The organism is Methylovulum miyakonense HT12, from assembly GCF_000384075.1.
In the GTDB taxonomy this organism is placed as follows: domain Bacteria; phylum Pseudomonadota; class Gammaproteobacteria; order Methylococcales; family Methylomonadaceae; genus Methylovulum; species Methylovulum miyakonense.
Genome location: NZ_KB913025.1, coordinates 1269779 through 1292904, shown reverse-complemented (window position 1 = coordinate 1292904; position 23126 = coordinate 1269779). Strand labels below are relative to the sequence as shown.

Sequence of the window (23126 nt, the reverse complement as noted above, 5' to 3'; positions counted from 1 at the left end):
AAACTGGCTCCCTTTACGAATAGCGCGGCACGGAACTGTCGCAATACAAAGACCATGCGTCAATGCCACCTTCCAGATTAGTGATGTCGGTAAAACCGGCTTCCACTAAAAAATTGGCGGCCCGTTTGCTGCGCATCCCATGATGGCAAAGCACGACAATCGCTTGGTTGGCATCCAGTTCATTGATCCGCGCAGGAATTTTGTTCAATGGGATCAAAACGCTGTTAGGGATATGGGCGTACTTGTATTCGTAATCTTCCCGGACATCGAGCAGCAACAACGGCTCGCCTTGTTCAAGTTTAGTTTTTAATTCAATCGCGGTGAGGGTCTTAACGGTCATGGTCTTTATCCTTTGTTTATGAATCGTTCCAAGCGTTGCATGGCAGCCGCCATTTTATCGGCTGTAGTGGTATAGGCAAAACGTAAATTGTGTTGGGCATTGTATGTCCCGAAATCTTTGCCAGGCGTTATCGCAACAGCTTCTTGCTCCAGAAAATCCAGCGCGAATTGGAAGCTATCATCAGTAAAGCGTGAGCAATCCGCATAAATGTAAAACGCCCCTTCAGGTTTGGCCGGGATGCCAAAGCCCAAATCCAACAAATGCGCATAAAGAAAATCGCGTCTTGCCGCCAGTTCGGCACGGCGGCGTTCCAGTTCTACTAGGGTTTCCCGATCAAACGCAGCCAAAGCCGCGTATTGCGAATGGGTGGACGTGGCGATAAAAATGTTTTGTGCAAGCTTTTCCGCCGCGCTGATAAAGCCGTCGGGCACGACCAGCCATCCGATACGCCAACCCGTCATACCGAAATATTTGGAAAAACTGTTGATGACAAACACCTCGTCGCTGTATTGCAATGCGGTTGTGGCATTTTGCCCATAAACCAAGCCATGGTAAATCTCATCGGAATAAAAACAGCCACCTAAAGCGTTGGTTGTTTGGACTACGGCTTGCAAGGCCTCTGGGGAAATCAAGGTTCCGGTCGGGTTGGACGGCGAGGCCACCAACACGCCTTTGCTATGGGAATGCCAATGTTGTTTGACCTGGTCAGCCGTCAATTGATACGAGGTACCGGCATCAACAGGTAAGGCGCGTGGCGTGGCACCGAACAAGCTGGCAAAATTGCTGTTACACGGGTAACACGGGTCGGCCATCAGCAATTCTTCACCGGGGTTCAAACTGATGCCTAAAGCCAGCAAAAACGCCCCGGATGCGCCGGGGGTGATAAAGATCCGTTCGGGCGCAACGGACACACCGTATTGGCTTTGATAAAACCGGGCGATTTTCCGCCGCAATTCCAACAAACCAGCTGCAGGGGTGTATTTTACTTCCCCTGTTTGCAGCAATCTGACACCCGCTTCGACTATGGCTTTCGGCGTAGGGAAATCCGGTTCGCCGATTTCCATGTGGATCACATCCCTGCCCTCAGACTCCAGTTGTTTCGCGCGTTGCAGCAAAGCCATCACATAAAATGGAGAAATGGCCAGCATCCGGTCTGCGGTTTTTTTGTCCATCGCTTGGGCTTATTTGGATAAGGTTGTGAAAAAATGCCGATGATACCAATAATTCTTGCTAACAGCCTGCTATTCTGCTAAAAATGCGCGGTTTTATTTAATCTTGTAGGAGTTAATGGATGGCTACTGGTTCTAACGTGGTTGCGTCGCCTTTTACCTTTAAGCCTTATGTACCAGCAGAAGGCGAAGAGTACATGAACGAAGCTCAATTGAAACATTTTGAGAGTATCTTAAAAAACTGGAAAGCCGAACTGATGCAGGGTGTGGACCGTACTGTAAACCACATGCAGGATGATGCCGCCAATTTTCCTGACCCTAACGACCGTGCCACGCAGGAGTCTGAATTCAGCCTTGAATTACGGACCCGTGACCGTGAACGCCGCTTAAGCAAGAAAATTGATGATGCCCTGAAAGAAATTGAATCCGGCGATTATGGTTATTGCGAGTCTTGCGGTATCGAAATCGGCATCCGCCGCCTCGAAGCACGCCCGACTGCAACACTGTGTATTGATTGTAAAACTCTGGACGAAATCCGCGAAAAACAAATGGGCTAAGCCCGTTTGCAAAATCGCTTGCCGTGCCAGATAAGCAAACTATCATTGGTCGGTTTGCACCTTCGCCAACCGGCCCTTTACACTTAGGTTCCCTCTACACCGCGCTTGCCAGTTTCTTGCAAGCCCGTTCCCAACAAGGCCGCTGGCTGTTGCGTTTAGACGATCTCGACACCCCGCGCAACCGACCTGGTTCGGTCACTTCCATCCTCAATACTTTGGACAGCCTAAGTTTGCATTGGGATGGTGAAGTTGCCTACCAAAGCCAACAATTGTCTGTTTATCGAGACATCCTCAATCAGCTCATACAAAACCAATACCTATACCGTTGCGACTGTAGCCGAAAGCTGCTCGCTTCTGACAGTTATTCGGGGCGTTGCCGAAATCGGGACATATCTCCAGACACCCCGCATGCCTTGCGCATTAAAACTGGCATACGGGAAATAGCTTTCGACGATTATCTGCAAGGGCCAATCAACGAACAGCTGAATGGCCCGCATAGCGATTTTATTGTCAAACGCAAAGACGGCATTATTGCTTACCAATTCGCCGTGGTTATTGACGATTACCTGCAGCAGGTCAACGAAATCGTGCGCGGTTGTGATTTGCTCACATCAACACCCAAGCAAATTTACCTGCAACAATTGCTAGGTTATCCCACACCACGCTATCTGCATGTTCCGGTGATTATCGACCACGATGGCTATAAGCTTAGCAAACAGACATTGGCGACCGCGGTGGACACCAGCATTCCGTCTGCGGTTATATTTGGTTTGTTGGTTCTGTTAAAACAACAGCCACCCTTGGAATTAAAAGCCGCTTCGGTTGGTGAATTATTGGCTTGGGGGATTAGCCATTGGAACCCTGCGGCATTAAGAAACCAACAATCACTTGCCATAGTTTAGGCCGTTATGTCATCACTCATTGGTCACGCTATCAGCGGTACAGCCATTTATCTCGCGCAAAAACACTACAATCCTACAACACGCTGGTTGTTGCCCGTGCTGGTTTTGCTTGCCATCTTTCCTGACCTAGATTATTTGGTTTTTCCACATTAACTTCCAGCCGCGCTTTAGCCATTCCTTATGGTTTTGCCTAAGCACCAGCATCATTGCATGGTTAGCAACTTGGCGTTTTCGAATTCCATTTATATTTTTTGCATTAGCCTCATGTTCGCATCTTATTTTAGACTTACTGGTTGGGGTACATCCTTTACCTATATTATGGCCTTTCAGCCATCACGAAATTATCTCACCGATTGGCATATTGCCCAGCGCCGGCCGCCTGAGCTTTAGCAATTATTATTTTTGGCGCAATCTTTTTATTGAATGCGGCATGTTGATTCCGCTGTTCAGTGTATTGGTCATGATAGCTCGGGGCGATTCTTTACAGACCCTGCCATTAAAAGCTTGGTTATTATTGCTTTTAGGGATACTCAGCCTATTATGGTCAATAAGCTTGACGCGCTAGCCTGGATGTTTACCTTATTGGATCAAGTTCTTTTGCCAAAACATCGCTTTACCCATTATCGGGTCAAGCTCATAACCTGCGAACCCACAAGCCTTATAAGCCGCTTGTGCGGTAATATTGCCCTCCAACACTTCTAACGTCAGTTTGCAACAACCTGAATTGATGGCGATTTCTTCCGCTTTTGCCAGCAATTGTTTGGCTATGCCGCGTCCCCGGTGATTTGCCGAAACGATCACATCGTGGATATTTAACAGCGGTTTACAGGCAAACGTCGAGAACCCTTCAAAACAAATTGCCATGCCTGCCGCATTATCGCCAAGCATAGCCATAATGACATATACCCCTTGGCGTTTTTTCAGTTCCGCAATCAAATTGGCCCGCACAAAAGCAGGCAATTGCGCACCACCCCCCATTGGGTCTTGGGCGTACTCATCCAACAGGGAGATAATGGCTTGGGCGTGTTTTGGCAGGGACAAATCAGCCAAAATGATTTTTATCATGTGCTATTTATTTTTAGGCTTTCGGAGGCACGTAGCCTGCTGGCATCTCATCATTGCCTTCAAACAAAAACTTATTGCGTTCTTCAGCCAAATAAGCACGGGCTTTAGGATCAAAACTCGCCAGTTTGTTTTCGTTGATGATCATAGTCTGTTTGCTTAACCAAGCTTGCCAAGCCGCTTTGGAGATTTTTTCATAAATCTCCTGGCCTTTTTCACCTGGGAAAGGTGGTGAATCCAAGCCTTCGGTTTCTATTCCGAGTTTTACGCACTTCACTAATCTTGTCATGATAAGAATCCTTGATGATTTTTTATATTAAGTTGTTGCAGGAGGGTTTTTACAGGTGCCGCCAACCCTAGTCCTGAAATTTGTGCGTTGTTATACCAGAGCGATTGATTGGCTTCCATCACATTATTTGTAAGGTTTTCGACATGGACAATCAACGGCGTGTAATCCAAATGGTAATGCGAAAAAGTATGGCGCTTGCTAGCCAAAGTGTATTGGCGTTTGATATGCAGGTTTCGGCTAATGCACCAGTCTTCAGCTTCCGCAAGGGTAGCAAATTCCGGAAAACTCCATAACCCACCCCATATCCCAGTCGGCGGTCTTTTTTCCAGCCAAATTTGCTGGTTTGCATCGTATAGCACCAACCAAATGCTTTGTCTGCTCGGTAAGGTTTTCGATGGTTTAGGCATTGGATAAACGGAGACTGTGCCATTTTTATTTGCTTGGCAAGCATCTGCCACCGGACATGACTGACATAATGGCTTGCTACGGGTACATAAGGTAGCCCCCAGATCCATGATAGCTTGGGTATAATCAGCAACGCGATAAATGGGCGTTAATTCCGCACTAGCAGCCCATAAGGCCTTGTTAACCCGTGAGTCGCCCGGCCATCCAGAAACGGCGTAGAAGCGTGCTAAAACCCGTTTTACATTGCCATCGAGGATAGGGTGGCTATTGTGGAACGCAATGCTCAAGACTGCCCCGGCAGTAGATTGCCCTATGCCTGGTAATGCCATCAAACCTTCTAACGTATTGGGAAAGTATCCCAATTCAACTATCCGTTGTGCGGCTTTATGCAAGTTGCGGGCACGGGCGTAATAGCCTAACCCAGCCCAATGTTTGAGCACCTCATCAATATCGGCTATTGCCAAATGCTCTAACGTCGGGAATTTTGTGGTGAACGCTAAAAAATACGGTATCACAGTGGTGACCTGAGTTTGTTGCAACATCGTCTCCGATAACCAGACGCGGTAAGGGCTGATGTCTTGCTGCCATGGCAAATTTTTACGCCCATATTGGTCAAACCAAGTCAGCAAACAATGTTGAAATTTAGCGGGAGTCATTGAAAAATTAGAGGAAGATGGTTGCTAAAATAGAGTACATTTATCATTGGTTATGGAATATCATGGGCGGGTACATAACTTATTATAAACGAGGTGAAAAATGTTGTTTTTAGCTAAAGCGGCGGGAATTGCCGTTATCGTCTGGTTTTATATGACCGCCAAAAAACATGGTCAATCCCCCATCAAATGGGTGATCATCGGCCTGATGGGTTATTGGATTGCCTGGTGGGCAATCAAATTGACCATACTCGCTCCTATCGTAGGGCTATTTGGCAAAAACTTTACCATGGTTTTTATTGTCACCCAAATTCCAGCCCTTTGCGCTATGGCTGCAGCATATTTGGTCAGAAAGAAATTATTGGCCGACTTGCCACCCAACTCAGAACAAAATTTGAAGTGATTTCAGGTATCACCCCTTAGCAATATCAAAAAAAACGGCTGGCATACTTTAAGTATGCCAGCCGTTTTTTTATCTGGAACCGTTTCGTTTACGCTAGCCTTCTATGCGCAAAATAAAATAACAGCGCACCAACCACTATCATCGGTGTAGACAGAATCTGTCCCATTGTTAGCCAATCAAATGCCAAATAGCCAAGATGTGCATCTGGCATCCGGTAAAACTCAACAAAAAAGCGGAAACAGCCATAAAAAAATACCGCGACACCCGTTGGCGCCATAATTGGGCGCGGTTTGCTAGTATAGACTTGTAAAATCACAAACAACAAAAAACCCTCCAAGAATGCTTCATATAATTGCGATGGATGCCTTGCCAAAGGGCCGCCATTAGGGAAAACCATCCCCCATGGCACATCAGTCGTCCTTCCCCAAAGTTCTGAATTAATAAAATTACCTAGGCGCCCTGCCCCTAAACCGATAGGAGCCAAAGGTGCGATTAGATCGATAAGCTGCATCATCGTGCAATTTTGTTTTTTAGCATAAAACCACATTGCCACAAACACACCCAACATACCACCATGGAAGGCCATGCCGCCTTCCCAAATTTTAAATAGCATAATTGGATTTTGGATAAAGTCGCCGAACTTGTAGAACAGCACATAGCCTATCCTGCCACCCAAGATAACCCCTAGTGCACCGTAAGTGACCAAGTCTTCAATAGCTTCCGGTTTAATTGGCGACCATGGGAGTTTTGCACTTCTTTGGCCTAAAAAATATACGGCAACAAAGCCAACCAAGTACATCAGTCCATACCAATGGACTTTCAATGGGCCAAGCTCAATCGCGATTGGGTTAATTTCCGGGTAGATAAGCATAATTACACATCCAAATTAGTGACATCCAAGGCATTCTTAACGATAAAATCGCGGCGTGGTTCCACGACATCACCCATCAAGGTAGTGAAAATTTCATCTGCGGCTATCGCATCTTCTATCCTGACTTGTAGCAAACGTCGGTTATTAGCATCTAATGTGGTTTCCCAAAGCTGTTCGGGGTTCATCTCTCCTAGACCTTTATACCTTTGGATATGCTGGCCTTTTTTGACTTCCCTCATCATCCAGTCAAAGGCTTGCTTAAAACTGCTGACAACCTGCTGACGTTCGCCCATTTTGATGTAGGAGCTATCATTAAACATATCCGCAGTATCTTGCGCATATTGCGCCATTTGTTTGTAGTCTTTGCTGTTAAAGAAAGTTGAAGGCAAAACAAATAATTTGCTGATGCCATGCAAACGTTTACTGATGACTGCCGAAAATTCATTGGCACTCTTATAATCCAATTCCACAGAAAAAACCGCGGTACCCAAACAATCATTTAATTGCTGGATAATTTTATCGAACCACACAATCAATTTTTGATGATCTTGCTTAAGATCTTCATCAACCACATCCATAGTAATGAGTTGTTCTAAAAAAGCTTCGTCATAACGTCTAAACAAGCGGTTAATATTACTGACAATTCCTACGTAATCTTTTGCCAATTTCTCTAAGCCTTGGCCTTGTATTGGCGGAGCCGTTTCATCAGTGAACAATTGCGCTTTGTCGAGTGCTAATTGGATCAGATATTCATTTAGGGCTACATCATCTTTAACGTAGTGTTCCTGCTTACCTTTTTTAACTTTATACAACGGAGGCTGGGCAATGTAGATATAGCCTTTTTCTATAATCTCAGGCAATTGACGGTAAAAGAAAGTCAGCAACAAAGTGCGGATATGTGAGCCATCAACATCGGCATCAGTCATGATAATGATGCGGTGATAACGTAGTTTAGCAAGATTATATTCATCTTTCCCAATACCACAGCCTAGAGCAGTGATTAAAGTGCCAACCTCTTCAGAAGAAATCATTTTATCGAAACGGGCTTTTTCAACATTTAGGATTTTACCCTTTAACGGTAAAATCGCTTGGGTGCGCCTATCCCTGCCCTGCTTTGCTGACCCCCCTGCTGAGTCCCCTTCGACGAGGAATAGTTCTGATAAGGCAGGATCTTTTTCCTGGCAATCAGCAAGTTTTCCTGGCAAACCTGCAATATCTAGCGTAGTTTTACGACGCGTCATTTCACGGGCTTTGCGAGCCGCTTCCCTCGCACGTGCGGCATCAATAATTTTACCGACAATGGCTTTGGCAATTTGCGGTTTTTCCAGCAAAAATTCCTGAAGCTTTTCATTCATGGTCGATTCCACCAATGGCTTTACTTCAGATGAAACCAATTTGTCTTTAGTTTGCGAGGAAAATTTCGGATCTGGAACCTTCACAGATAAAACTGCCGTTAAACCTTCACGGGCGTCATCACCCGTAGTAGTTACTTTCTCTTTCTTAGCTAACCCACTGGTTTCAATATATTGATTGACGGTACGTGTTAACGCCCCCCTAAATCCAGCCAAATGGCTACCACCGTCGCGTTGAGGAATATTATTGGTATAGCAAAAAACATTTTCTTGATACGAGTCATTCCATTGCATTGCAACTTCTACAGTCACCCCTTCTTTTTCAGCCTTAAAGTAAAAAACTTCAGGAAATAAAGGGATTTTATTTTTGTTGAGGTGTTCCACAAATGCACTAATACCGCCTTCAAATTCGAACACATCTTGTTTATCAGTGCGTTCATCTTCTAAGCTGATACGGACACCAGAGTTCAGGAAGGATAATTCACGCAAACGTTTCGCTAAAATATCGTAGTGGAACTCAACATCAGTAAACGTTTTATTGCTGGGTTTAAAATTAATCAAGGTACCAGAACCAGTTGCTGAACCAGCAGCCGCTAAAGGTGCAACAGGTTCACCCATCAAATATTGCTGTTTATATAACTGCCCATTTTTACGAATTTCAAGATTGAGTTCTTCTGACAATGCATTCACTACAGATACACCTACACCGTGCAGACCTCCGGAAACTTTGTAAGCATTATCATCAAATTTTCCGCCTGCATGTAATACGGTCATAATGACTTCGGCGGCAGATCTGCCCTCCTCCTCATGAATATCAACTGGAATACCGCGACCATCATCAGCAACAGTCACGGATCCATTTGCATGGATTATTACCCGAACTTCCTTACAATAGCCTGCCAATGCTTCATCTATCGAATTATCAACCACTTCAAAAACCATATGATGCAAACCGGAACCGTCATCTGTATCGCCGATATACATACCTGGTCGTTTTCTTACCGCATCCAATCCTTTCAAAACCTGAATATTGGTACTATCGTATTGATCGTTATTATTACTCATATGGTTTTTATTTTTCCTGTAGTTTGCCTAGATGTTCCACGTGGAACATTACATTGATTTTATAGTGCCATGTTCCACGTGGAACATTTTATAAGTTGGTATATGACTCAAATCCCCAAAATCAGTGGATGTATTAGCGGTGATAAAAACTTGACAGTTTAGGGTAGCTAAGAAATTTAGTAATTTACCTCGGTTATTAATATCTAATTCTGCAGCGAAATCATCAATTAACAAGCAACCTAAATAATATTGCTCATCAGTTAACAGTTGTACTTGTGCAAGTTTTAGGCTCAACACCAGTAATTTTAACTGTCCGCGGGAGACATAGTCTTTTGCAAGATATTGGTTAACCAACACTTGAAAGTCTCCCCTATGTGGGCCGCTATGAGTAAAACCATAGCGCAAGTCCTTTTCAATGTCATGATCCAAAGCATCTATTAGCGTTTTGGAGAAATCCCAACCTGATAATAAATTGATTGTTATATCTTCAATAACCAAAAAATTTTGGCTAATTGCAATAAACACAGATTGTAATTTTTCCAAATAACGGATCCGATAACTATGGACTATTGTACCGTAATACGCTAATTCTTGGTTCCAAACCGGAAGTTGTTCAAGCTGTTTAGTTTTTAATAAAGCATTACGTTGAGCCAGAGCCTTTTTAAAACACCTCCATGCCGGGAGAAAATTTTTTTCATCGTTAAAAATTCCCCAATCTAAAAATTCGCGTCGAAACTGCGCCCCCGCATCTAGCAATTCATAACTTTTAGGGTGGATCAGCTGTAATGGTAAAGCGTAAGCCAATTCGGAACGTAGTTGTTTAGATTCTTGATTGATGCGTATCGCTATTGATTTGCCATCAAGCTGGATACCTAACTGGTTAATGCCAGTATCAACCCGTTGGGTTTGAGCAGACACAATGATATGTTCGTGATTAAAATTGATCACAGACCTTATATTGCCAGAACGGAACGATCTTGCCCTGCCTAAAATATAAATAGCTTCAAGAAGAGAACTTTTACCACTAGCATTGTCACCCACTATCAGATTAATGGCAGGACAAGGCTGCATAGATGCGCTTTGGATATTTCTGACATGGTAAATATCCAATTTAATTAAGCTCATAAATTTATAAGCGCATCGGCATTACGATGAATTGGTAAGTACGGTCGTTCTGTTCATTGATGAAACAACTGCTAGCGTTGCTGGCAATAATTAATGCCGCACTTTCAGAATCTAAATTGGCAACTGCTTCCAATAAATATTGGGCATTGAATGAAATTGATAAGGAATCCCCATCATAATCAATTGCCAATTCTTCCTCCGCTTCATCCTGTTCCGGATTATGAGTGCTGATAGTTAACCGTTCAGCACTAATATCAAGCGTAATGCCTTTAAATTTTTCATTCGATAAAATTGCAACCCGGGTCAAAGCTTCACGAAACAATTGCTTATCTATACACAATGGATTGAAAAAATCTTGCTGAAATACTTTGCTGAAATCTGGATATTTTGCATCAACAAGTTTCGCTGAAAAAATAAGATCCTTAATATAAATCCTAATGTTATTGCTAGAAAACTCTACCTTAAGCTCAGTTTCAGAATCATCTAACAGGCGATTCAATTCCAAAACTCCTTTTCTCGGTAAAATAATCCGTGCCTCAAATCCAGTTGCCTGTTCAAGATGGTCTTCATAAACTGCTAAACGGTGACCATCAGAGGCCACTAATTTTAATTTACTATTAGAAATATTTAGCAATAGCCCATTTAAGTAATAACGCACATCCTGGTTAGCCATACAAAACAAAGTCTTGTCTAAAGCTTTTTTAAATTGTCCCGCATTGATTAGGAAGTGGTTTTCTAAAGCAGATTCGGCAAATTCAGGATAATTGTCTGCTGGTAAGGCACTTAAAGAAAAACGGCTACGATGTGAAGATATTTTGACTTTATCACCTTGCTGTTCGCATTTGATTTCCGCACCTTTTGGCAATAACCGGCAAATATCCAAAAGCTTTCTTGCTGGAACTGTAATCGATCCGGATTCTATTGGTTCGATCGCAATTTTAGCAATAATTTGAATCTCAAGATCTGTACCGGTCAAAATTAACTGATTGTCATTAACTACTATCAGGACGTTAGCTAAGATGGGTAGTGTTTGACGTTTTTCTATAACGCTTACAATTTGTTGTAAAGGTATGAGTAAAATTTCTCTATTAATAACAAATTTCATATTTCTTTATCTTATTAGTATTAAGGGGACAAAAAACTGTGGATAACTAGTTATTTTAATTTATTTTCAATAAGTTATTTATTTATAAACTAGCTGATATGGATGTTTGTTTATTGTGGATAACTTGGAGCTTAATAAAGATTGAAATTTTATGCACAAGGTTATCCCTAATATAAAGGTGGTTAGCCACAACGTTATCCACAATTCGTAAACTCTAAAAACATCTATATTCAATGGGGCATTCTTAGTTAATTCAGTAATAACAACTAAAAAAGGTATTTAAAGCCTCTTATTATTAGTCTAGTAAAAATCATGTATAAGTTTAATAAGTATTTTAAAAACAGTATGTTATTATTAAATTAAAGCTGTTATTTAATTGTGTGGGAATTGTGGATAACTAAAATATAACTTTTTCATTAAAATTGTCCCCAAGAATATGAACAAAAAGAGCATGGTTTATGCACAAAGTTATCCACAGGCTAATGGGACAATGACCGTAACAAATTAGAATAATCTTCAGCCATCTTATGGTCTGATTCTCTTAGCTCACTGATCCGCTTACATGCATTGATAACCGTTGTATGATCACGTCCACCAAAAGCATTGCCAATTTCCGGGAAGCTATGGGAGGTCAATTCTCGCGCCAATGTCATGGCAAGTTGCCGTGGTCTTGTGATTGTTTGCTTACGGTTTTTAGACACTAAATCAGAAATTCTAATTTTGTAATATTCAGCGACGGTTTTTTGGATGTTATCAATATTGACTAATTTGTCTTGTAAAGAAATCAAGTCGTGCAAAGCTTCTTTAGTAAATTCGGTAGTAATTTCTTTACCTGTAAATTGGGCGTTGGCAATGACTCTCCGTAAAGCGCCTTCCAAATCCCGGACGTTAGATGGAATCCGTTTAGCAATAAAAAACGCCACTTCTTGGGCTAGGTCAACACCTACTAATTGTGCTTTTTTCATTAAGATAGCCGCCCGCGTTTCCATATCGGGTGGCTCTATTGAAACAGGTAAGCCCCATCCAAAACGTGATTTTAAACGGTCTTCAAGTCCAACAATTTCCTTTGGGTATTTGTCACAAGTTAAAACCACTTGATGCTTTTTTTCTAATAAGGTATTGAATGTATGGAAAAATTCTTCTTGTGAGCGTTCTTTTCCGGCAAAAAATTGGATATCATCAATCAACAGTACATCAATGGCGCGATAAAATTGTTTAAATGCATCAATTGAATTTTGTTGTAATGCCTTGACCATATCCTGGACAAATTTTTCTGAATGCAGGTATACAATATTGGCAGAAGGGTTCTTTTGTAATACCGCGTTGCCGATAGCGTGCATCAAATGTGTTTTACCTAAGCCAGAACTACCGTAAATTAGCAAAGGGTTATAAGCCTTACCGCTATTTTCTGAAACTTGGATGGATGCCGCCCGTGCTAATTGGTTAGATTTACCTTCAACAAAATTTTCAAAAGTAAATGCTTTGTTTAGGAAAGTAAGGTTGGCCTTTTTAGTTTCGACAGGTTTGGCGACTTTTGTGATAGGAGGTGCTGAGGATTTTTTTGAACCAATTTCTAAGGTTAGCACTAAATTTCCATTAGAGAATTCATGAATGGATTCTTCAATTTTGGCAAAATGATGTTGTTTGACCCAATCTAATACGAAACGGTTAGGGGCAAGCAAAGTGATGTGCCCATCGCTTTCGACAGCTTGTAGTGGCCGAATCCAAGTACTGAAATCAGCATTAGCGATTTCATTTTCAAGTTTAGCAAGGCAGTTGTCCCAAATTGAACTCATTGAAGTAGATAAGGTATTGATTTGTGAAGTAAGAAAAACAGGGCTTTTGCCACTATACATTAATAAAACATGTCACTACAGAATTGACAGGTCAAGCTGTTTATTCTATCATCCAACGTCTTTTTTATCCGTTTTTGATAACACCATCCTAGTAGGCTTGAGCAACAATGAAAAGAACATACCAACCCAGCAAAATTAAACGCGCTAGAACCCACGGTTTCCGTTCCAGAATGGCGACTGTCGGTGGGCGTAACGTGTTAAACGCACGCAGAGCGAAAGGACGTCACAAGTTAAGCGTTTAGATTTTGGTTGTGTGACTAACAACGAATTCGGTTTCCCCCCACAGTGCCGGTTAAAAAAACCCGCTGAGTATAAAAAAGTTTTTGCTAAACCCGTAAAATCCAGTGATCAGTATTTTACCCTATTAGCGATAAGAAATGATTTGGATCATCCGCGGTTGGGTTTGGCGATAGCTAAAAAAAATGTCAAAAAAGCCGTACACAGAAATATCATTAAACGCACTGTTCGGGAAAATTTTAGGTTACAACAACAGTTAGGAAACATTGACATTGTTGTTTTGGCCCGCAGGGAAGCCGTCGATGCCCCGCTGGAACTATTAAGAAAGTCATTGGAAAGACACTGGATTAAGTTGGTAACCCGATGCGCTTCATACTCATAGCATTGATAAAGTTTTACCGATATTTCATTAGCCCCTTACTCGGGTCGCATTGTCGCTTTTATCCAAGCTGCTCCCAATATTCCTTAGAGGCACTACAGCGCTATGGTGCTGTCATTGGCTGCTATCTCACCCTGAAAAGATTATTAAAATGCCACCCCTTCCATGAAGGGGGCATTGATCCTGTTCCAGATAAATTGAGAAAATAAGAATGGATAATTTAAGATTTATACTAGTGGTCACTTTTGCGATGCTAGTGATATTGATGATGCAAGCTTGGCAGATTGATTATGGCCCTAAGCCGGAAGTTTCTGCCACAGTCACGACACCTAACCTGGAAAATAGCAAAGAAGATTTACCCTCAACTTCAGGCGTACAGGCAACTAGCGCAACCGCAAGCCCAATTGCCATCAATACCCAAACATCCGGCAAAATAATTAAAGTAAAAACGGATGTCATTGATCTTGAAATTGACTTGCAAGGCGGTACTATCCGTAGTTTGGATTTGCTCCAATATCCGGTCGAACAGGACAATACTGTTGTTAACAAGGCACGCAGTTTGGTAGGGATGGCTGTCGCGGAAAAAAACCACTCCCCTGTCAGGTTATTCAATCCTCTTCCTGAAAAACTGTTTGTCGCCCAAAGCGGGTTAATTGCTGATAATGGTGCTGGCGCTATCGCTAACCATTACACTTTTTTTAGCAGCAGCCAAGACAGCTATACCTTATCTTCCGGACAAGAGAGCTTGACCGTACCGATGACTTGGACAGATAACGCAGGCCTGACCGTCACCAAATCTTACACGTTCAAGCGTGGCAGTTATGAAATCACCTTAAACCAACATATCGACAATGCTTCAGGCAAAGCGCTGCCTATCCGCCAATACAGCCAATTGTTGCGGGTGCCTGACCATAGCAATCAGGGCAATATGCTTACTGGGGGTATGAGGGCTTACGACGGCGGTGTGATTTATACAGAAAAAGACAAGTACCAAAAAATTAGTTTTGATGACATGGTTGACAGTAATCTGGATGTCGCCACCAAAGGCGGTTGGACAGCAATGATCCAGCATTATTTTGCCTCTGCTTGGATACCACCTGTTAATCAGGAAAACCATTTTTATACTAAGAACCTTCATGATGAACGTTATGTGATTGGCTCTTACTCGCCTTTAATCACCGTTGATAACAACACCTCAGCTGAATTTACGTCGCGGCTTTTTGCCGGGCCTAAAGTCCAGCCTGTCATGGAAAAAATAGCCACAGGCCTTGAGCTGACCGTTGATTACAGCGTATTGACATTTATTGGCAAACCCATTTATTGGCTATTGAACCAAGTCCATAATTGGACTGGCAACTGGGGATTGGCAATCATTGGCGTAACGCTGTGTATCAAATTGCTGTTTTTCCCTTTGTCCCAATATAGCTTTAAATCCATGGCGAAGATGCGCAAAATCCAGCCACGTTTGAAGGAGCTGCAAGAACGTTTCAAAGATGACCGCCAACGTTTCAACACCGAAATGATGGCTTTGTACAAAAAAGAAAAAGCCAACCCGTTGGGTGGCTGTTTCCCAATGCTGATACAAATCCCTGTTTTTATGTGTTTGTATTGGGTGTTGAGCGAAACTGTTGAATTCCGGCAGACCCCTTTCGCACTGTGGATACAAGATTTGTCCGTACAGGATCCATTTTATGTCTTGCCGATCATCATGGGCATCACTATGAAAATCCAGCAAAGCCTGAATCCTGCGCCAATTGATCCTATCCAAGCTAAGGTCATGAAGATGTTCCCACTGGTCTTCACCGTCTTTTTCTTATTTTTCCCTGCCGGTTTGGTGCTTTATTGGGTTGTCAACAACACCTTGTCGATCATCCAACAATGGTATATCACCAAACAAATTGATGCCGAAGGCAACGGTTCTACTGGGCATTAATAGTGCCCGGCACCATCGCCGCCATTGCGACACCGCCAGGTAATGGCGGTGTCGGTATCATCCGCATTTCAGGAACCGCTGTTCTTGAGATAGCCCGACACCTTACCAGCAAGCCCCTTATTCCCCGCTACGCCAGTTATTGCGTATTTAGGGATGCAGACAATTCCATAATCGACTCCGGCATTAGCCTTTACTTTCCGGCTCCCGCTTCCTATACAGGCGAAGATGTCCTTGAACTACAAGGGCATGGTGGTGCCGTTGTCTTGGATATGTTGTTGCGGCGTGTGTTATCGCTAGGTGCACGTTTGGCGAAGCCTGGCGAATTCACCGAACGCGCCTTCCTAAACAATAAGCTAGATTTGGCGCAAGCCGAAGCGGTTGCCGATTTGATCGCCAGTAGCACTGAACAATCCGTACGTTCGGCTCAAAAATCCATGCAAGGCGTGTTTTCCCAGCAAATCAACCAATTGGTGGAGGAACTTACAGAATTGCGGATATATGTCGAGGCCGCCATCGACTTTGTTGATGAAGAAATCGACTTTTTAAGTGATGGTGTCGTCGAAAAGCGCTTAATCAACTTGTTGGGACGTATTGCCCAGATCCAAAAAACCGCCCAACAAGGCCGTTTGCTCCGCGAAGGGATGACCATTGTCCTTGCTGGCAAACCCAATGCCGGAAAATCTAGCCTGCTCAATGCCTTGGCCGGACATGAAGCCGCGATAGTCACCCCCATAGCCGGAACCACCCGCGATGTATTGAGGGAGCGCATCCAGCTTGACGGGATGCCCTTGCATATTATCGACACTGCTGGTTTACGCGACAGCGATAATATCGTCGAGCAAGAAGGCATACGCAGGGCGCGTGAAGAAATGCAAAAGGCCGACAAAATCTTGCTGTTGATAGATGTGTGCGATCCAGATTGCGAAACTTTGTTGGAAACCCTACCTCAAAATGTGGACATTACCCGTATCTACAACAAAATAGATTTGCTTAATCAATCCCCCGCTGTAAAGCAGGCCGGAAAGGATACGGAAATTTACTTATCGGTAAAATCAGGCATGGGCATGGATTTATTGGCCCGCCACCTGAAACAAAGCGTTGGTTTTAATGAAGCGACCGATAATGTCTTCATCGCCCGCCGCAGGCACTTGGAAGCCCTAGAGCGTGCTTACCAATCTGTCGGAACGGCCTTGGGTCAATTGCAAATCAACCAAGCTGGCGAACTGGTTGCTGAAGATTTAAGGATGGCGCAACAAAGCCTTGCCGAGATAACCGGACAATTCACATCCGATGATTTGTTGGGGAGGATTTTTTCCAGTTTTTGTATTGGCAAATAGCCGCTTTGAATTTTACTGGCCGATACACATAAAAAAGGCCGCATTGCGCGGCCTTTCTTGATACTTAGCTTCAAAAGCAAATGGTATTATCTGCCGTTGATTTTAAAACCAGTGATTTTGATTAGATCGTCAGTGAAATAATCATCGTTTTTACCGCAGTCACTGCCATCAACACACGCGCTATCAGCGCTATGTTGGATATGGACGTAAGCAGTCCTGCCATTACCAGTGAAGGCAAAGCCACTGGGTTCGGCGCTGCTGTCACGGACAGACAGGATTGCACAACCGTCAACTTTGGTGTTGCGGTCTTTTCCGTCACGTAAACAAGCCCACACATCACCGAAAGGATGGTCTTCGATGACATCATGTTTCCAGTGCCGGGTTGGAAATCAAGGTTATCCGGTTGGTTAAGATCGATATCACCTTCGAGACACGGTTGGCCATTTTTCAGTCAAAATTTTAGATAAGCTAAATTAAAGCTTCAAATTTCTTAACATGCCTGAATTACCCGAAGTTGAAACCACCTGCCGTGGCATTGCGCCCTATATCCAAGGCCAAACCATCACCCAAGTGCAAGTGCGTGATGCAAGGTTGCGTTGGCCTGTGGCGGATAATCTGGCCGCCATACTAACTGGCTTGGCGGTCAGCTCGGTGACGCGGCGCGGCAAATATATATTGTTGAATACCCCATCAGGGACACTGCTGGTGCATTTGGGCATGTCGGGCAGTTTGCGCATTGTGACTAGGGTGCAGCAGCCCGGTAAGCATGATCATGTTGATCTGGTGTTTGGTGAAGATACTGTCTTACGGTTTAACGACCCGCGCCGCTTCGGGGCGATGGTATGGACAGATCAGCCTATCAATGGGCATGTGTTATTGAAAGATTTGGGGCCGGAACCCCTGCTGGCGGATTTTAACGGGGATTTGCTTTATACACTTTCCAGGCAGCGCAAAATCCCGGTTAAATCTTTTATCATGGACAGCCATATCGTTGTCGGGGTCGGTAACATTTATGCCAATGAATCCTTGTATATGGCGGGCATTTTGCCGACGCGACGGGCGGGCAATATTGCTTGGGCACGCTATGAAAAATTGGCGGAATGTATCCGCGAGGTATTGCAAGACGCGATAGGGCAGGGGGGTACGACGTTGCGCAACTTTGTCAATGAAACAGGCAAGCCCGGCTATTTTAAACAACAACTTAGGGTGTATGGACGTGCCGGTTTACCCTGCGTGGCGTGCGGGCAGGCGCTCACGGAAGTGCGGTTGGCGAACCGTACTACGGTGTTTTGCCGGAATTGTCAGCGTTGAGCGCAGTTTTTCCAGACAAAAGCGTTATAAATCTATATGATATGCCGCTTTTTAATGACCCAAATAGGTTTTATCATGCAAGTTGCTGACAATATGGCTGTTTCTATCCACTACACGCTGACCAATGACGAAGGCGAAGTCATTGACAGTTCGGCGGGTGGGGAGCCGTTAGTTTATTTACACGGCGGTGGCAATATCATTTCCGGCCTTGAGCAAGCTTTGCATGGCAAAGCGGTGGGCGACAAGTTCAATGTCCGGATTGATGCTGAAAATGCTTACGGCGAGTTTATGGATGACCGCGTCCAGGTCATTTCACGGGCGATGTTTGAGGGCATTGATGAAATTGAAGTCGGCATGCAGTTTCATGCCGATGTCAGCGACGGCCCGGGCATTGTGACTGTCGTGAACGTTGATGGGGATGAAGTGACTATAGACGGCAACCATCCGCTGGCGGGAATGGCGTTGACATTTGATGTCGAGGTTTTGGAATTGCGCCCAGGAACCCGCGAAGAATTGGCCCATGGGCATATCCATGGTGCAGGTTGCGAGCATTAATTTAGCTTTGGGGGTAGGGACGCAAACTAAGCGCCCCTACCCTTTATAGACCCAGGGGATTATCAGGGTCTATCCCCTTCATAAACGGCAAACGCCTATCTTGGTCGGTCAGCTGGTAAATTTTCCCTAACCAGTTATTAAATACCGCTTTTGCGGTGTCGCGCCAAGTATTGTCCAGATGTCCCAGCACCAAATGTTCAGGAAATTTTTCTAGCGTCTCCGCAGTGTTCCGGACCGCACGGACATGCAGTTCGTAATCCCTAAAAATGGCTTGTGCCTCCGCGTTAAAATAATTCTCCGGAAACGGCGGGTACTCGTCAATTTCAGCCCGGTAAAAGCGCATGACTTCGCGTTTGTACTCTTTCAGCAAACTAATGTCGTCATATTCAGGGTGGCCTTGAAAAAACACTGTGCGGAAACCGTCTTCACTGACTGCCAAGTGCACGCCCGCCGTCTCACTCGCGGCCAAGACTTTAAGGCCTTTAGCTTCCATATCCGATTGAAAAATCTCATTAAACCGCGAATGCGGCACGTCGAAGCGGGTATTGATTTCAGCAACCAAAGGATGGGTGCGGTCAAGGACTTTATGCGGGAACACCCCCCAGCGTTTGGCGGGCAGGCGTGTCCGTGCGATGCCATAGCGGTATTGGATGACGGCATGGGTGGCCAAGCAGGAACATAACACGGAAGCGACATTTTCCCGCGCCCACGAGAACACTTCCGTCAGCGGTTGCCAAAATTCCTCTTCCGGCAAACTCGGGCGGGTGACGTTCGCGCCGCTGATAATCAGTGCGTCCAGGCCATCGTTGCGGATTTTGTCAAACGATTCATAGTACTTATCAATATGCGCCTGGGTTTCCGGGCTACGCTTTAGGCCTTCGATAGTGAACGGATGGATATGGAATTGCACAATCTGGTTGCATGCACCCACCAAACGGAAAAATTGCCGCTCCGTCGCTTCCAGTGCGGAATCCGGCATCATATTCAGCAAACCGATGTGCATTTCGCGGATGTCCTGATGTTTGGCGCGTTCGGCATCAACGATTTCTTCGCCTTCTTCGCGCAGCCGTTGGAAAGTGGGTAAATCAGTGTGTGCAACTAGGGGCATGTAAGCGGTACTCGTTTTTTCTTATTGTTGTCTGGCAATAGCATCGGCGATCAACCGGATGAAGTCGTCTTCAGTTTTGACCGTGGCGACATCGTTGGCATCCACGGTGTAACCGTACTGTGCCGCAATGGCTTCGTAGCGCGGCAAGCGGGATTTGAACAGTTCAGGGAACACCCAAGAAACAAATTCGTCCGGCGGCATGACATTGGTGCTGGGGTAATTGCGCAGAGCCAAAAATTCCGCCAATTTCTCGTCCAAAAACGCTTCGCGATAGTACAAGGGTTTCGGGTCAAATTTGGCACGCTCTATGATTGTTTGTTCAAGGCTAGGCGGAATTTTGATGTAGATGATCAAGGTATGTTTCGCCAAGGTTTCCAACACTTCCGGGCTGTCCAATTCACAGACGCTACCGCCCGCATCATTGATGAAATGCTTGTAGCCGTAGATGTCTTCGGCTTTATGGATAAACTCCGGCACATCGTTCATGGCGGCGATTTCCGCCTGATGGTGCAATTTTTGGCGGCGTTTGAATTCCGCCAACGACAAACCGCCCAATTCAGGGCTGCCTAGTTTGCCTAAAAAACTGGACACCGCGGCCAGATTGTCCACGGTGATTTTGCTGTTCATATAAATCGAATCCGAACGCAGCAAATCCCGCAAAAACGGCACGCTCATGGCATGCCGTTTGATGTTGTCAAGGATAGGCTCTTCCAAATATTTTGTGCCGATCCGGTAATCACCGGAGTAATGGAACCATTTGGTTTTGGGCAACTTGTTGGCTAATGTGGTTTTACCTGCACCGGACATCGCCAACAAGGTGATGCTTTTCGATTGCCAGTCCAGGAATTCCTGTGGAAGCATTTTCATCTGAGTGTTTCCCCATTAATCCAGATAGTCGTCAATGTCCATGTCTTCGGGGTTGGGTTTGTGTTCATCGGTGTCCGAATAGCCCAGGTCGTCGGTTTCAATGTCATCAAACGGTGCGCTCCAATCTTCCGGGTCTTCAATGTAATCAAAGGTGGAGTTATACCAGCTATCATGGTCATATTCGCCTATATCGCCGTTAAGGTATTGCACTTCAATGGAGTCGTCAGTATCTTCGATATTGACGACCTTAAATTTAAGGTTGTTTTCCAGGTCTTTGTACCAACTGCCAATAATGGGATCTGCTACGGTGGTCATGTGTGTTGCCTCAAAGTAAATTTATGTTGCTGCTGTCCCCGATAGGAAACCGCAATAGCAATATTATGGGTATGGCTAAAGAAATTGCCAAAACATTTTCGAAATCGGCGGTGTTCCTGCCAAACGGTTTTATACCAAAAATATCAGCAATAGGAGCCGTATTTATCGGCCATTTAGCTTGTAAAGGCCTTGTATTAAACATTTTTAAACCTATATTGTCTATCGGGCCTGTTTAATCCATTGACACACTGGGAATTTAACTCCATGAAATCACGATTGTTATTATTAGCCATGCTGCCGCTGTACTTGGGCTTGTCCTCAGCAAGTTATTCTGCTTTACCGCTGTATGCCGAAGGCCAGGCTTTGCCTTCGCTCGCCCCCATGCTTGAACGCAGTATGCCAGCCGTGGTGAACATCTCCACGGCCACCAACATTGAAATTAGCCAAAACCCCCTATTGCAAGACCCGTTCTTCCGGCATTTTTATAATTTGCCGAACCAGCCGCACCGCCAACAACAGCAAAAAAACAGTTTGGGTTCCGGGGTGATTATCGACAGCAGCCAAGGTTTGGTGTTGACCAATAACCACGTTATTGATAAAGCCGATAAAATTACGGTGACTTTAAACGATGGCCGCCAGCTTAATGCGGAACTGGTCGGCACTGACCCTGAAGCGGATGTGGCGATTATCCGCATTCCTGCCGACCATCTGACGCAGCTAGCATTCGCCGATTCCAGCCAGCTCAAAGTCGGTGATTTTGTCGTCGCCATCGGCAATCCGTTTGGCCTGGGGCAAACCGTCACATCCGGCATCATCAGCGCCTTAGGCCGTTCTGGCTTGGGCATCGAAGGTTATGAAGATTTTATCCAGACCGATGCGTCTATTAACCCGGGGAATTCCGGGGGGGCGTTGGTTAACTTGCGTGGCGAGTTCGTCGGTATGAACACGGCCATACTTGCCCCTACGGGTGGCAATGTCGGTATCGGTTTCGCCATTCCTGCCAATATGGTCATGTCGATCAAAGAATCACTGGTCAAGAACGGGGAAGTGCGGCGCGGTTTATTGGGAGTGACGACACAGGACTTAACACCGGAACTGATCAATGCGTTTAATCTGGAAAACAAGCATGGCGCAGTCATTAGCCGTATCGAAAGCGGCTCCCCCGCCGAAAAAGCAGGCTTGGAACCCGGTGATATCATTGTCGCCGCCAATGGCCGTGCCGTTAAAGATAGCCATGATATCCGTAATATTATCGGTTTGATGCAAATTGGCGATAATGTCGAGATAGATTATTACCACGGTAACGATAAAAAACGTACCTCAGCGACGATAGGCAAACCGGAGCGCCCGCAGTTGGCCGGTGAAAAACTGCACCGGAAATTGCGCGGTACCGTGTTAAGCTCCACCGATAGGAACCAGATTGAAGGCGTGTTGATTGAAAAGATCGACCAGTCTGCGGAAGTTTGGCGTATTGGCCTGCGCCCGGGTGATGTGATTGTCTCGGCAAACCGTTACCGGATCCGCAATCTGGATGAGCTAAAACAAGTGGTTAATCCGGGCGGCGCGTTGTTGATTAATATCCAACGTGGGCAAGAAGGCTTTTTCGTTGTGTTACAGTAGGCGTATTTTTAGTGGGCGGGAAAGGGATTTAATCCCGCCCATTGTCATACCCGTCGTCATAGATGGTGCTGATAATAGGGGAGGGGGGCTAAAATCAGTGCCTTTATTAACTTGCGATTAATGTTTTACTGATATTGTTAGCCCGCTAAAAATCCCACAACTGCTTGAAAAACCCGATGCCCAATCTCAATAAGGTGTGGATTAACCTTGCCGTTACTTTAAAATGCGCCACCCAAGAATATTAAAGCAGTGGCCAACACCATCCGCAATACCCCTACACCGAACTTCCCTCGCACCTATATTCCGCTTT

27 protein-coding genes are annotated in these 23126 nt (G+C 44.8%); 13 read left to right on the top strand and 14 right to left on the bottom strand.

Going from position 1 to position 23126, the window contains the following annotated elements; all coding sequences use genetic code 11:
• Nucleotides 1-13: 13 nt before the first annotated feature.
• Nucleotides 14-340: a rhodanese-like domain-containing protein gene (locus tag METMI_RS0106735; RefSeq protein ID WP_019865510.1), complete on the bottom strand. Its 327-nt coding sequence runs from the start codon at nucleotides 338-340 to the stop codon at nucleotides 14-16.
• A gap of 5 nt (nucleotides 341-345) precedes the next feature.
• The gene (locus METMI_RS0106730) at nucleotides 346-1512 is read right to left on the bottom strand and encodes a pyridoxal phosphate-dependent aminotransferase (RefSeq protein WP_019865509.1); all 1167 of its coding nucleotides are present in this window, start codon (nucleotides 1510-1512) and stop codon (nucleotides 346-348) included.
• Nucleotides 1513-1631: 119 nt separating this feature from the next.
• On the opposite strand from METMI_RS0106730, the gene dksA reads away from it, so the two are divergent.
• The 3 genes from dksA to METMI_RS27410 are packed head-to-tail and all read left to right on the top strand — an operon-like array spanning nucleotide 1632 to nucleotide 3121.
• Nucleotides 1632-2066: an RNA polymerase-binding protein DksA gene (gene dksA, locus METMI_RS0106725; protein ID WP_029151522.1), complete on the top strand. Its 435-nt coding sequence runs from the start codon at nucleotides 1632-1634 to the stop codon at nucleotides 2064-2066.
• Between the two features lie 23 nt (nucleotides 2067-2089).
• Nucleotides 2090-2968, top strand: coding sequence for a tRNA glutamyl-Q(34) synthetase GluQRS (gene gluQRS, locus METMI_RS0106720; RefSeq protein ID WP_019865507.1), 879 nt, complete (start codon nucleotides 2090-2092; stop codon nucleotides 2966-2968).
• 6 nt (nucleotides 2969-2974) lie between these two features.
• A complete protein-coding gene (locus tag METMI_RS27410) occupies nucleotides 2975-3121 on the top strand; it encodes a hypothetical protein (RefSeq protein WP_198007892.1) in 147 nt (48 codons plus the stop codon).
• A 426-nt stretch (nucleotides 3122-3547) separates the two neighbouring features.
• Here METMI_RS27410 and METMI_RS0106710 read toward each other — a convergent pair whose 3' ends face one another.
• From METMI_RS0106710 to mutY, 3 genes are read right to left on the bottom strand one after another with little or no spacing between them, the layout of a single operon-like run.
• Entirely contained in the window at nucleotides 3548-4033 is a 486-nt protein-coding gene (locus tag METMI_RS0106710) for a GNAT family N-acetyltransferase (RefSeq protein ID WP_019865505.1), read from the bottom strand.
• A 13-nt stretch (nucleotides 4034-4046) separates the two neighbouring features.
• Entirely contained in the window at nucleotides 4047-4319 is a 273-nt protein-coding gene (locus METMI_RS0106705; protein WP_019865504.1) for an oxidative damage protection protein, read from the bottom strand.
• Nucleotides 4316-5380 (bottom strand): A/G-specific adenine glycosylase, encoded by a 1065-nt coding sequence (gene mutY, locus METMI_RS0106700; protein ID WP_019865503.1) that lies wholly within the window; start codon nucleotides 5378-5380, stop codon nucleotides 4316-4318. The genes METMI_RS0106705 and mutY overlap by 4 nt, the downstream gene beginning before the upstream one ends.
• 100 nt (nucleotides 5381-5480) lie before the next feature.
• Between mutY and METMI_RS0106695 the strand changes: the two genes are divergently transcribed.
• Nucleotides 5481-5780, top strand: a complete 300-nt coding sequence (locus METMI_RS0106695; RefSeq protein ID WP_019865502.1) for a hypothetical protein — start codon at nucleotides 5481-5483, stop codon at nucleotides 5778-5780.
• 88 nt (nucleotides 5781-5868) lie between these two features.
• Here the strand turns inward: METMI_RS0106695 and lgt are convergent, their stop codons facing one another.
• The 5 genes from lgt to dnaA form a co-directional block, all read right to left on the bottom strand.
• On the bottom strand, nucleotides 5869-6651 hold the full coding sequence (gene lgt, locus METMI_RS0106690) for a prolipoprotein diacylglyceryl transferase (RefSeq protein WP_019865501.1): 783 nt from the start codon (nucleotides 6649-6651) through the stop codon (nucleotides 5869-5871).
• A 2-nt stretch (nucleotides 6652-6653) separates the two neighbouring features.
• Nucleotides 6654-9068, bottom strand: a complete 2415-nt coding sequence (gyrB, locus tag METMI_RS0106685; RefSeq protein ID WP_029151521.1) for a DNA topoisomerase (ATP-hydrolyzing) subunit B — start codon at nucleotides 9066-9068, stop codon at nucleotides 6654-6656.
• Nucleotides 9069-9116: 48 nt separating this feature from the next.
• A complete protein-coding gene (gene recF, locus METMI_RS0106680) occupies nucleotides 9117-10193 on the bottom strand; it encodes a DNA replication/repair protein RecF (protein ID WP_029151520.1) in 1077 nt (358 codons plus the stop codon).
• Between the two features lie 4 nt (nucleotides 10194-10197).
• Nucleotides 10198-11298: a DNA polymerase III subunit beta gene (dnaN, locus tag METMI_RS0106675; RefSeq protein WP_029151519.1), complete on the bottom strand. Its 1101-nt coding sequence runs from the start codon at nucleotides 11296-11298 to the stop codon at nucleotides 10198-10200.
• 479 nt (nucleotides 11299-11777) lie between these two features.
• Nucleotides 11778-13094, bottom strand: a complete 1317-nt coding sequence (gene dnaA / locus METMI_RS0106670; protein WP_019865497.1) for a chromosomal replication initiator protein DnaA — start codon at nucleotides 13092-13094, stop codon at nucleotides 11778-11780.
• A 167-nt stretch (nucleotides 13095-13261) separates the two neighbouring features.
• Here dnaA and rpmH point away from each other — a divergent pair, with 167 nt between their 5' ends.
• Genes rpmH through mnmE form a run of 5 tightly spaced genes read left to right on the top strand, consistent with a single transcriptional unit; the run spans nucleotide 13262 to nucleotide 17040 of the window.
• Complete coding sequence (gene rpmH, locus METMI_RS26075) at nucleotides 13262-13396, top strand: 50S ribosomal protein L34 (protein ID WP_083930190.1); 135 nt, start codon at nucleotides 13262-13264, stop codon at nucleotides 13394-13396.
• An 11-nt stretch (nucleotides 13397-13407) separates the two neighbouring features.
• Nucleotides 13408-13773 (top strand): ribonuclease P protein component, encoded by a 366-nt coding sequence (gene rnpA / locus METMI_RS0106665; protein WP_019865496.1) that lies wholly within the window; start codon nucleotides 13408-13410, stop codon nucleotides 13771-13773.
• A complete protein-coding gene (gene yidD / locus METMI_RS26070) occupies nucleotides 13755-13979 on the top strand; it encodes a membrane protein insertion efficiency factor YidD (RefSeq protein ID WP_083930187.1) in 225 nt (74 codons plus the stop codon). Before rnpA ends, yidD begins: the two co-directional genes overlap by 19 nt.
• A gap of 2 nt (nucleotides 13980-13981) precedes the next feature.
• Nucleotides 13982-15703 (top strand): membrane protein insertase YidC, encoded by a 1722-nt coding sequence (yidC, locus tag METMI_RS0106660; protein WP_029151518.1) that lies wholly within the window; start codon nucleotides 13982-13984, stop codon nucleotides 15701-15703.
• Nucleotides 15704-15705: 2 nt separating this feature from the next.
• Entirely contained in the window at nucleotides 15706-17040 is a 1335-nt protein-coding gene (gene mnmE, locus METMI_RS0106655; protein ID WP_019865494.1) for a tRNA uridine-5-carboxymethylaminomethyl(34) synthesis GTPase MnmE, read from the top strand.
• Nucleotides 17041-17126: 86 nt separating this feature from the next.
• Here the strand turns inward: mnmE and METMI_RS0106650 are convergent, their stop codons facing one another.
• Nucleotides 17127-17375: a hypothetical protein gene (locus METMI_RS0106650; protein WP_019865493.1), complete on the bottom strand. Its 249-nt coding sequence runs from the start codon at nucleotides 17373-17375 to the stop codon at nucleotides 17127-17129.
• 160 nt (nucleotides 17376-17535) lie between these two features.
• On the opposite strand from METMI_RS0106650, the gene mutM reads away from it, so the two are divergent.
• Both mutM and METMI_RS0106640 read left to right on the top strand, forming a co-directional pair.
• A complete protein-coding gene (gene mutM, locus METMI_RS0106645) occupies nucleotides 17536-18351 on the top strand; it encodes a bifunctional DNA-formamidopyrimidine glycosylase/DNA-(apurinic or apyrimidinic site) lyase (RefSeq protein ID WP_019865492.1) in 816 nt (271 codons plus the stop codon).
• Nucleotides 18352-18426: 75 nt separating this feature from the next.
• Entirely contained in the window at nucleotides 18427-18906 is a 480-nt protein-coding gene (locus METMI_RS0106640) for an FKBP-type peptidyl-prolyl cis-trans isomerase (protein ID WP_029151517.1), read from the top strand.
• Between the two features lie 43 nt (nucleotides 18907-18949).
• On the opposite strand, the gene metA is transcribed toward METMI_RS0106640, so the two are convergent.
• From metA to METMI_RS0106625, 3 genes are read right to left on the bottom strand one after another with little or no spacing between them, the layout of a single operon-like run.
• On the bottom strand, nucleotides 18950-20014 hold the full coding sequence (gene metA / locus METMI_RS0106635; RefSeq protein WP_019865490.1) for a homoserine O-succinyltransferase MetA: 1065 nt from the start codon (nucleotides 20012-20014) through the stop codon (nucleotides 18950-18952).
• Nucleotides 20015-20035: 21 nt separating this feature from the next.
• The gene (locus tag METMI_RS0106630; RefSeq protein ID WP_019865489.1) at nucleotides 20036-20881 is read right to left on the bottom strand and encodes a hypothetical protein; all 846 of its coding nucleotides are present in this window, start codon (nucleotides 20879-20881) and stop codon (nucleotides 20036-20038) included.
• Between the two features lie 15 nt (nucleotides 20882-20896).
• Nucleotides 20897-21196 (bottom strand): DUF6763 family protein, encoded by a 300-nt coding sequence (locus METMI_RS0106625; RefSeq protein WP_019865488.1) that lies wholly within the window; start codon nucleotides 21194-21196, stop codon nucleotides 20897-20899.
• 71 nt (nucleotides 21197-21267) lie between these two features.
• On the opposite strand from METMI_RS0106625, the gene METMI_RS0106620 reads away from it, so the two are divergent.
• Nucleotides 21268-21432 carry a hypothetical protein gene (locus tag METMI_RS0106620; RefSeq protein WP_156829782.1) on the top strand — a complete coding sequence of 55 codons (165 nt, stop codon included), beginning with the start codon at nucleotides 21268-21270 and terminating at the stop codon, nucleotides 21430-21432.
• 28 nt (nucleotides 21433-21460) lie between these two features.
• Complete coding sequence (locus METMI_RS0106615; protein WP_019865486.1) at nucleotides 21461-22816, top strand: DegQ family serine endoprotease; 1356 nt, start codon at nucleotides 21461-21463, stop codon at nucleotides 22814-22816.
• The last annotated feature ends 310 nt before the right edge of the window (nucleotides 22817-23126 follow it).

What these genes read in the sequence shown, in the direction of transcription:
- METMI_RS0106735 (WP_019865510.1), bottom strand. Translation starts at nt 340, where the DNA reads ATGACCGTTAAGACCCTCACCGCGATTGAATTAAAAACTAAACTTGAA.
- METMI_RS0106730 (WP_019865509.1), bottom strand. Translation starts at nt 1,512, where the DNA reads ATGGACAAAAAAACCGCAGACCGGATGCTGGCCATTTCTCCATTTTAT.
- dksA (WP_029151522.1), top strand. Translation starts at nt 1,632, where the DNA reads ATGGCTACTGGTTCTAACGTGGTTGCGTCGCCTTTTACCTTTAAGCCT.
- METMI_RS27410 (WP_198007892.1), top strand. Translation starts at nt 2,975, where the DNA reads ATGTCATCACTCATTGGTCACGCTATCAGCGGTACAGCCATTTATCTC.
- METMI_RS0106710 (WP_019865505.1), bottom strand. Translation starts at nt 4,033, where the DNA reads ATGATAAAAATCATTTTGGCTGATTTGTCCCTGCCAAAACACGCCCAA.
- METMI_RS0106705 (WP_019865504.1), bottom strand. Translation starts at nt 4,319, where the DNA reads ATGACAAGATTAGTGAAGTGCGTAAAACTCGGAATAGAAACCGAAGGC.
- mutY (WP_019865503.1), bottom strand. Translation starts at nt 5,380, where the DNA reads ATGACTCCCGCTAAATTTCAACATTGTTTGCTGACTTGGTTTGACCAA.
- METMI_RS0106695 (WP_019865502.1), top strand. Translation starts at nt 5,481, where the DNA reads ATGTTGTTTTTAGCTAAAGCGGCGGGAATTGCCGTTATCGTCTGGTTT.
- lgt (WP_019865501.1), bottom strand. Translation starts at nt 6,651, where the DNA reads ATGCTTATCTACCCGGAAATTAACCCAATCGCGATTGAGCTTGGCCCA.
- gyrB (WP_029151521.1), bottom strand. Translation starts at nt 9,068, where the DNA reads ATGAGTAATAATAACGATCAATACGATAGTACCAATATTCAGGTTTTG.
- recF (WP_029151520.1), bottom strand. Translation starts at nt 10,193, where the DNA reads ATGAGCTTAATTAAATTGGATATTTACCATGTCAGAAATATCCAAAGC.
- dnaN (WP_029151519.1), bottom strand. Translation starts at nt 11,298, where the DNA reads ATGAAATTTGTTATTAATAGAGAAATTTTACTCATACCTTTACAACAA.
- dnaA (WP_019865497.1), bottom strand. Translation starts at nt 13,094, where the DNA reads ATGAGTTCAATTTGGGACAACTGCCTTGCTAAACTTGAAAATGAAATC.
- rpmH (WP_083930190.1), top strand. Translation starts at nt 13,262, where the DNA reads ATGAAAAGAACATACCAACCCAGCAAAATTAAACGCGCTAGAACCCAC.
- yidD (WP_083930187.1), top strand. Translation starts at nt 13,755, where the DNA reads ATGCGCTTCATACTCATAGCATTGATAAAGTTTTACCGATATTTCATT.
- yidC (WP_029151518.1), top strand. Translation starts at nt 13,982, where the DNA reads ATGGATAATTTAAGATTTATACTAGTGGTCACTTTTGCGATGCTAGTG.
- mutM (WP_019865492.1), top strand. Translation starts at nt 17,536, where the DNA reads ATGCCTGAATTACCCGAAGTTGAAACCACCTGCCGTGGCATTGCGCCC.
- METMI_RS0106640 (WP_029151517.1), top strand. Translation starts at nt 18,427, where the DNA reads ATGCAAGTTGCTGACAATATGGCTGTTTCTATCCACTACACGCTGACC.
- metA (WP_019865490.1), bottom strand. Translation starts at nt 20,014, where the DNA reads ATGCCCCTAGTTGCACACACTGATTTACCCACTTTCCAACGGCTGCGC.
- METMI_RS0106630 (WP_019865489.1), bottom strand. Translation starts at nt 20,881, where the DNA reads ATGAAAATGCTTCCACAGGAATTCCTGGACTGGCAATCGAAAAGCATC.
- METMI_RS0106625 (WP_019865488.1), bottom strand. Translation starts at nt 21,196, where the DNA reads ATGACCACCGTAGCAGATCCCATTATTGGCAGTTGGTACAAAGACCTG.
- METMI_RS0106620 (WP_156829782.1), top strand. Translation starts at nt 21,268, where the DNA reads ATGGCTAAAGAAATTGCCAAAACATTTTCGAAATCGGCGGTGTTCCTG.
- METMI_RS0106615 (WP_019865486.1), top strand. Translation starts at nt 21,461, where the DNA reads ATGAAATCACGATTGTTATTATTAGCCATGCTGCCGCTGTACTTGGGC.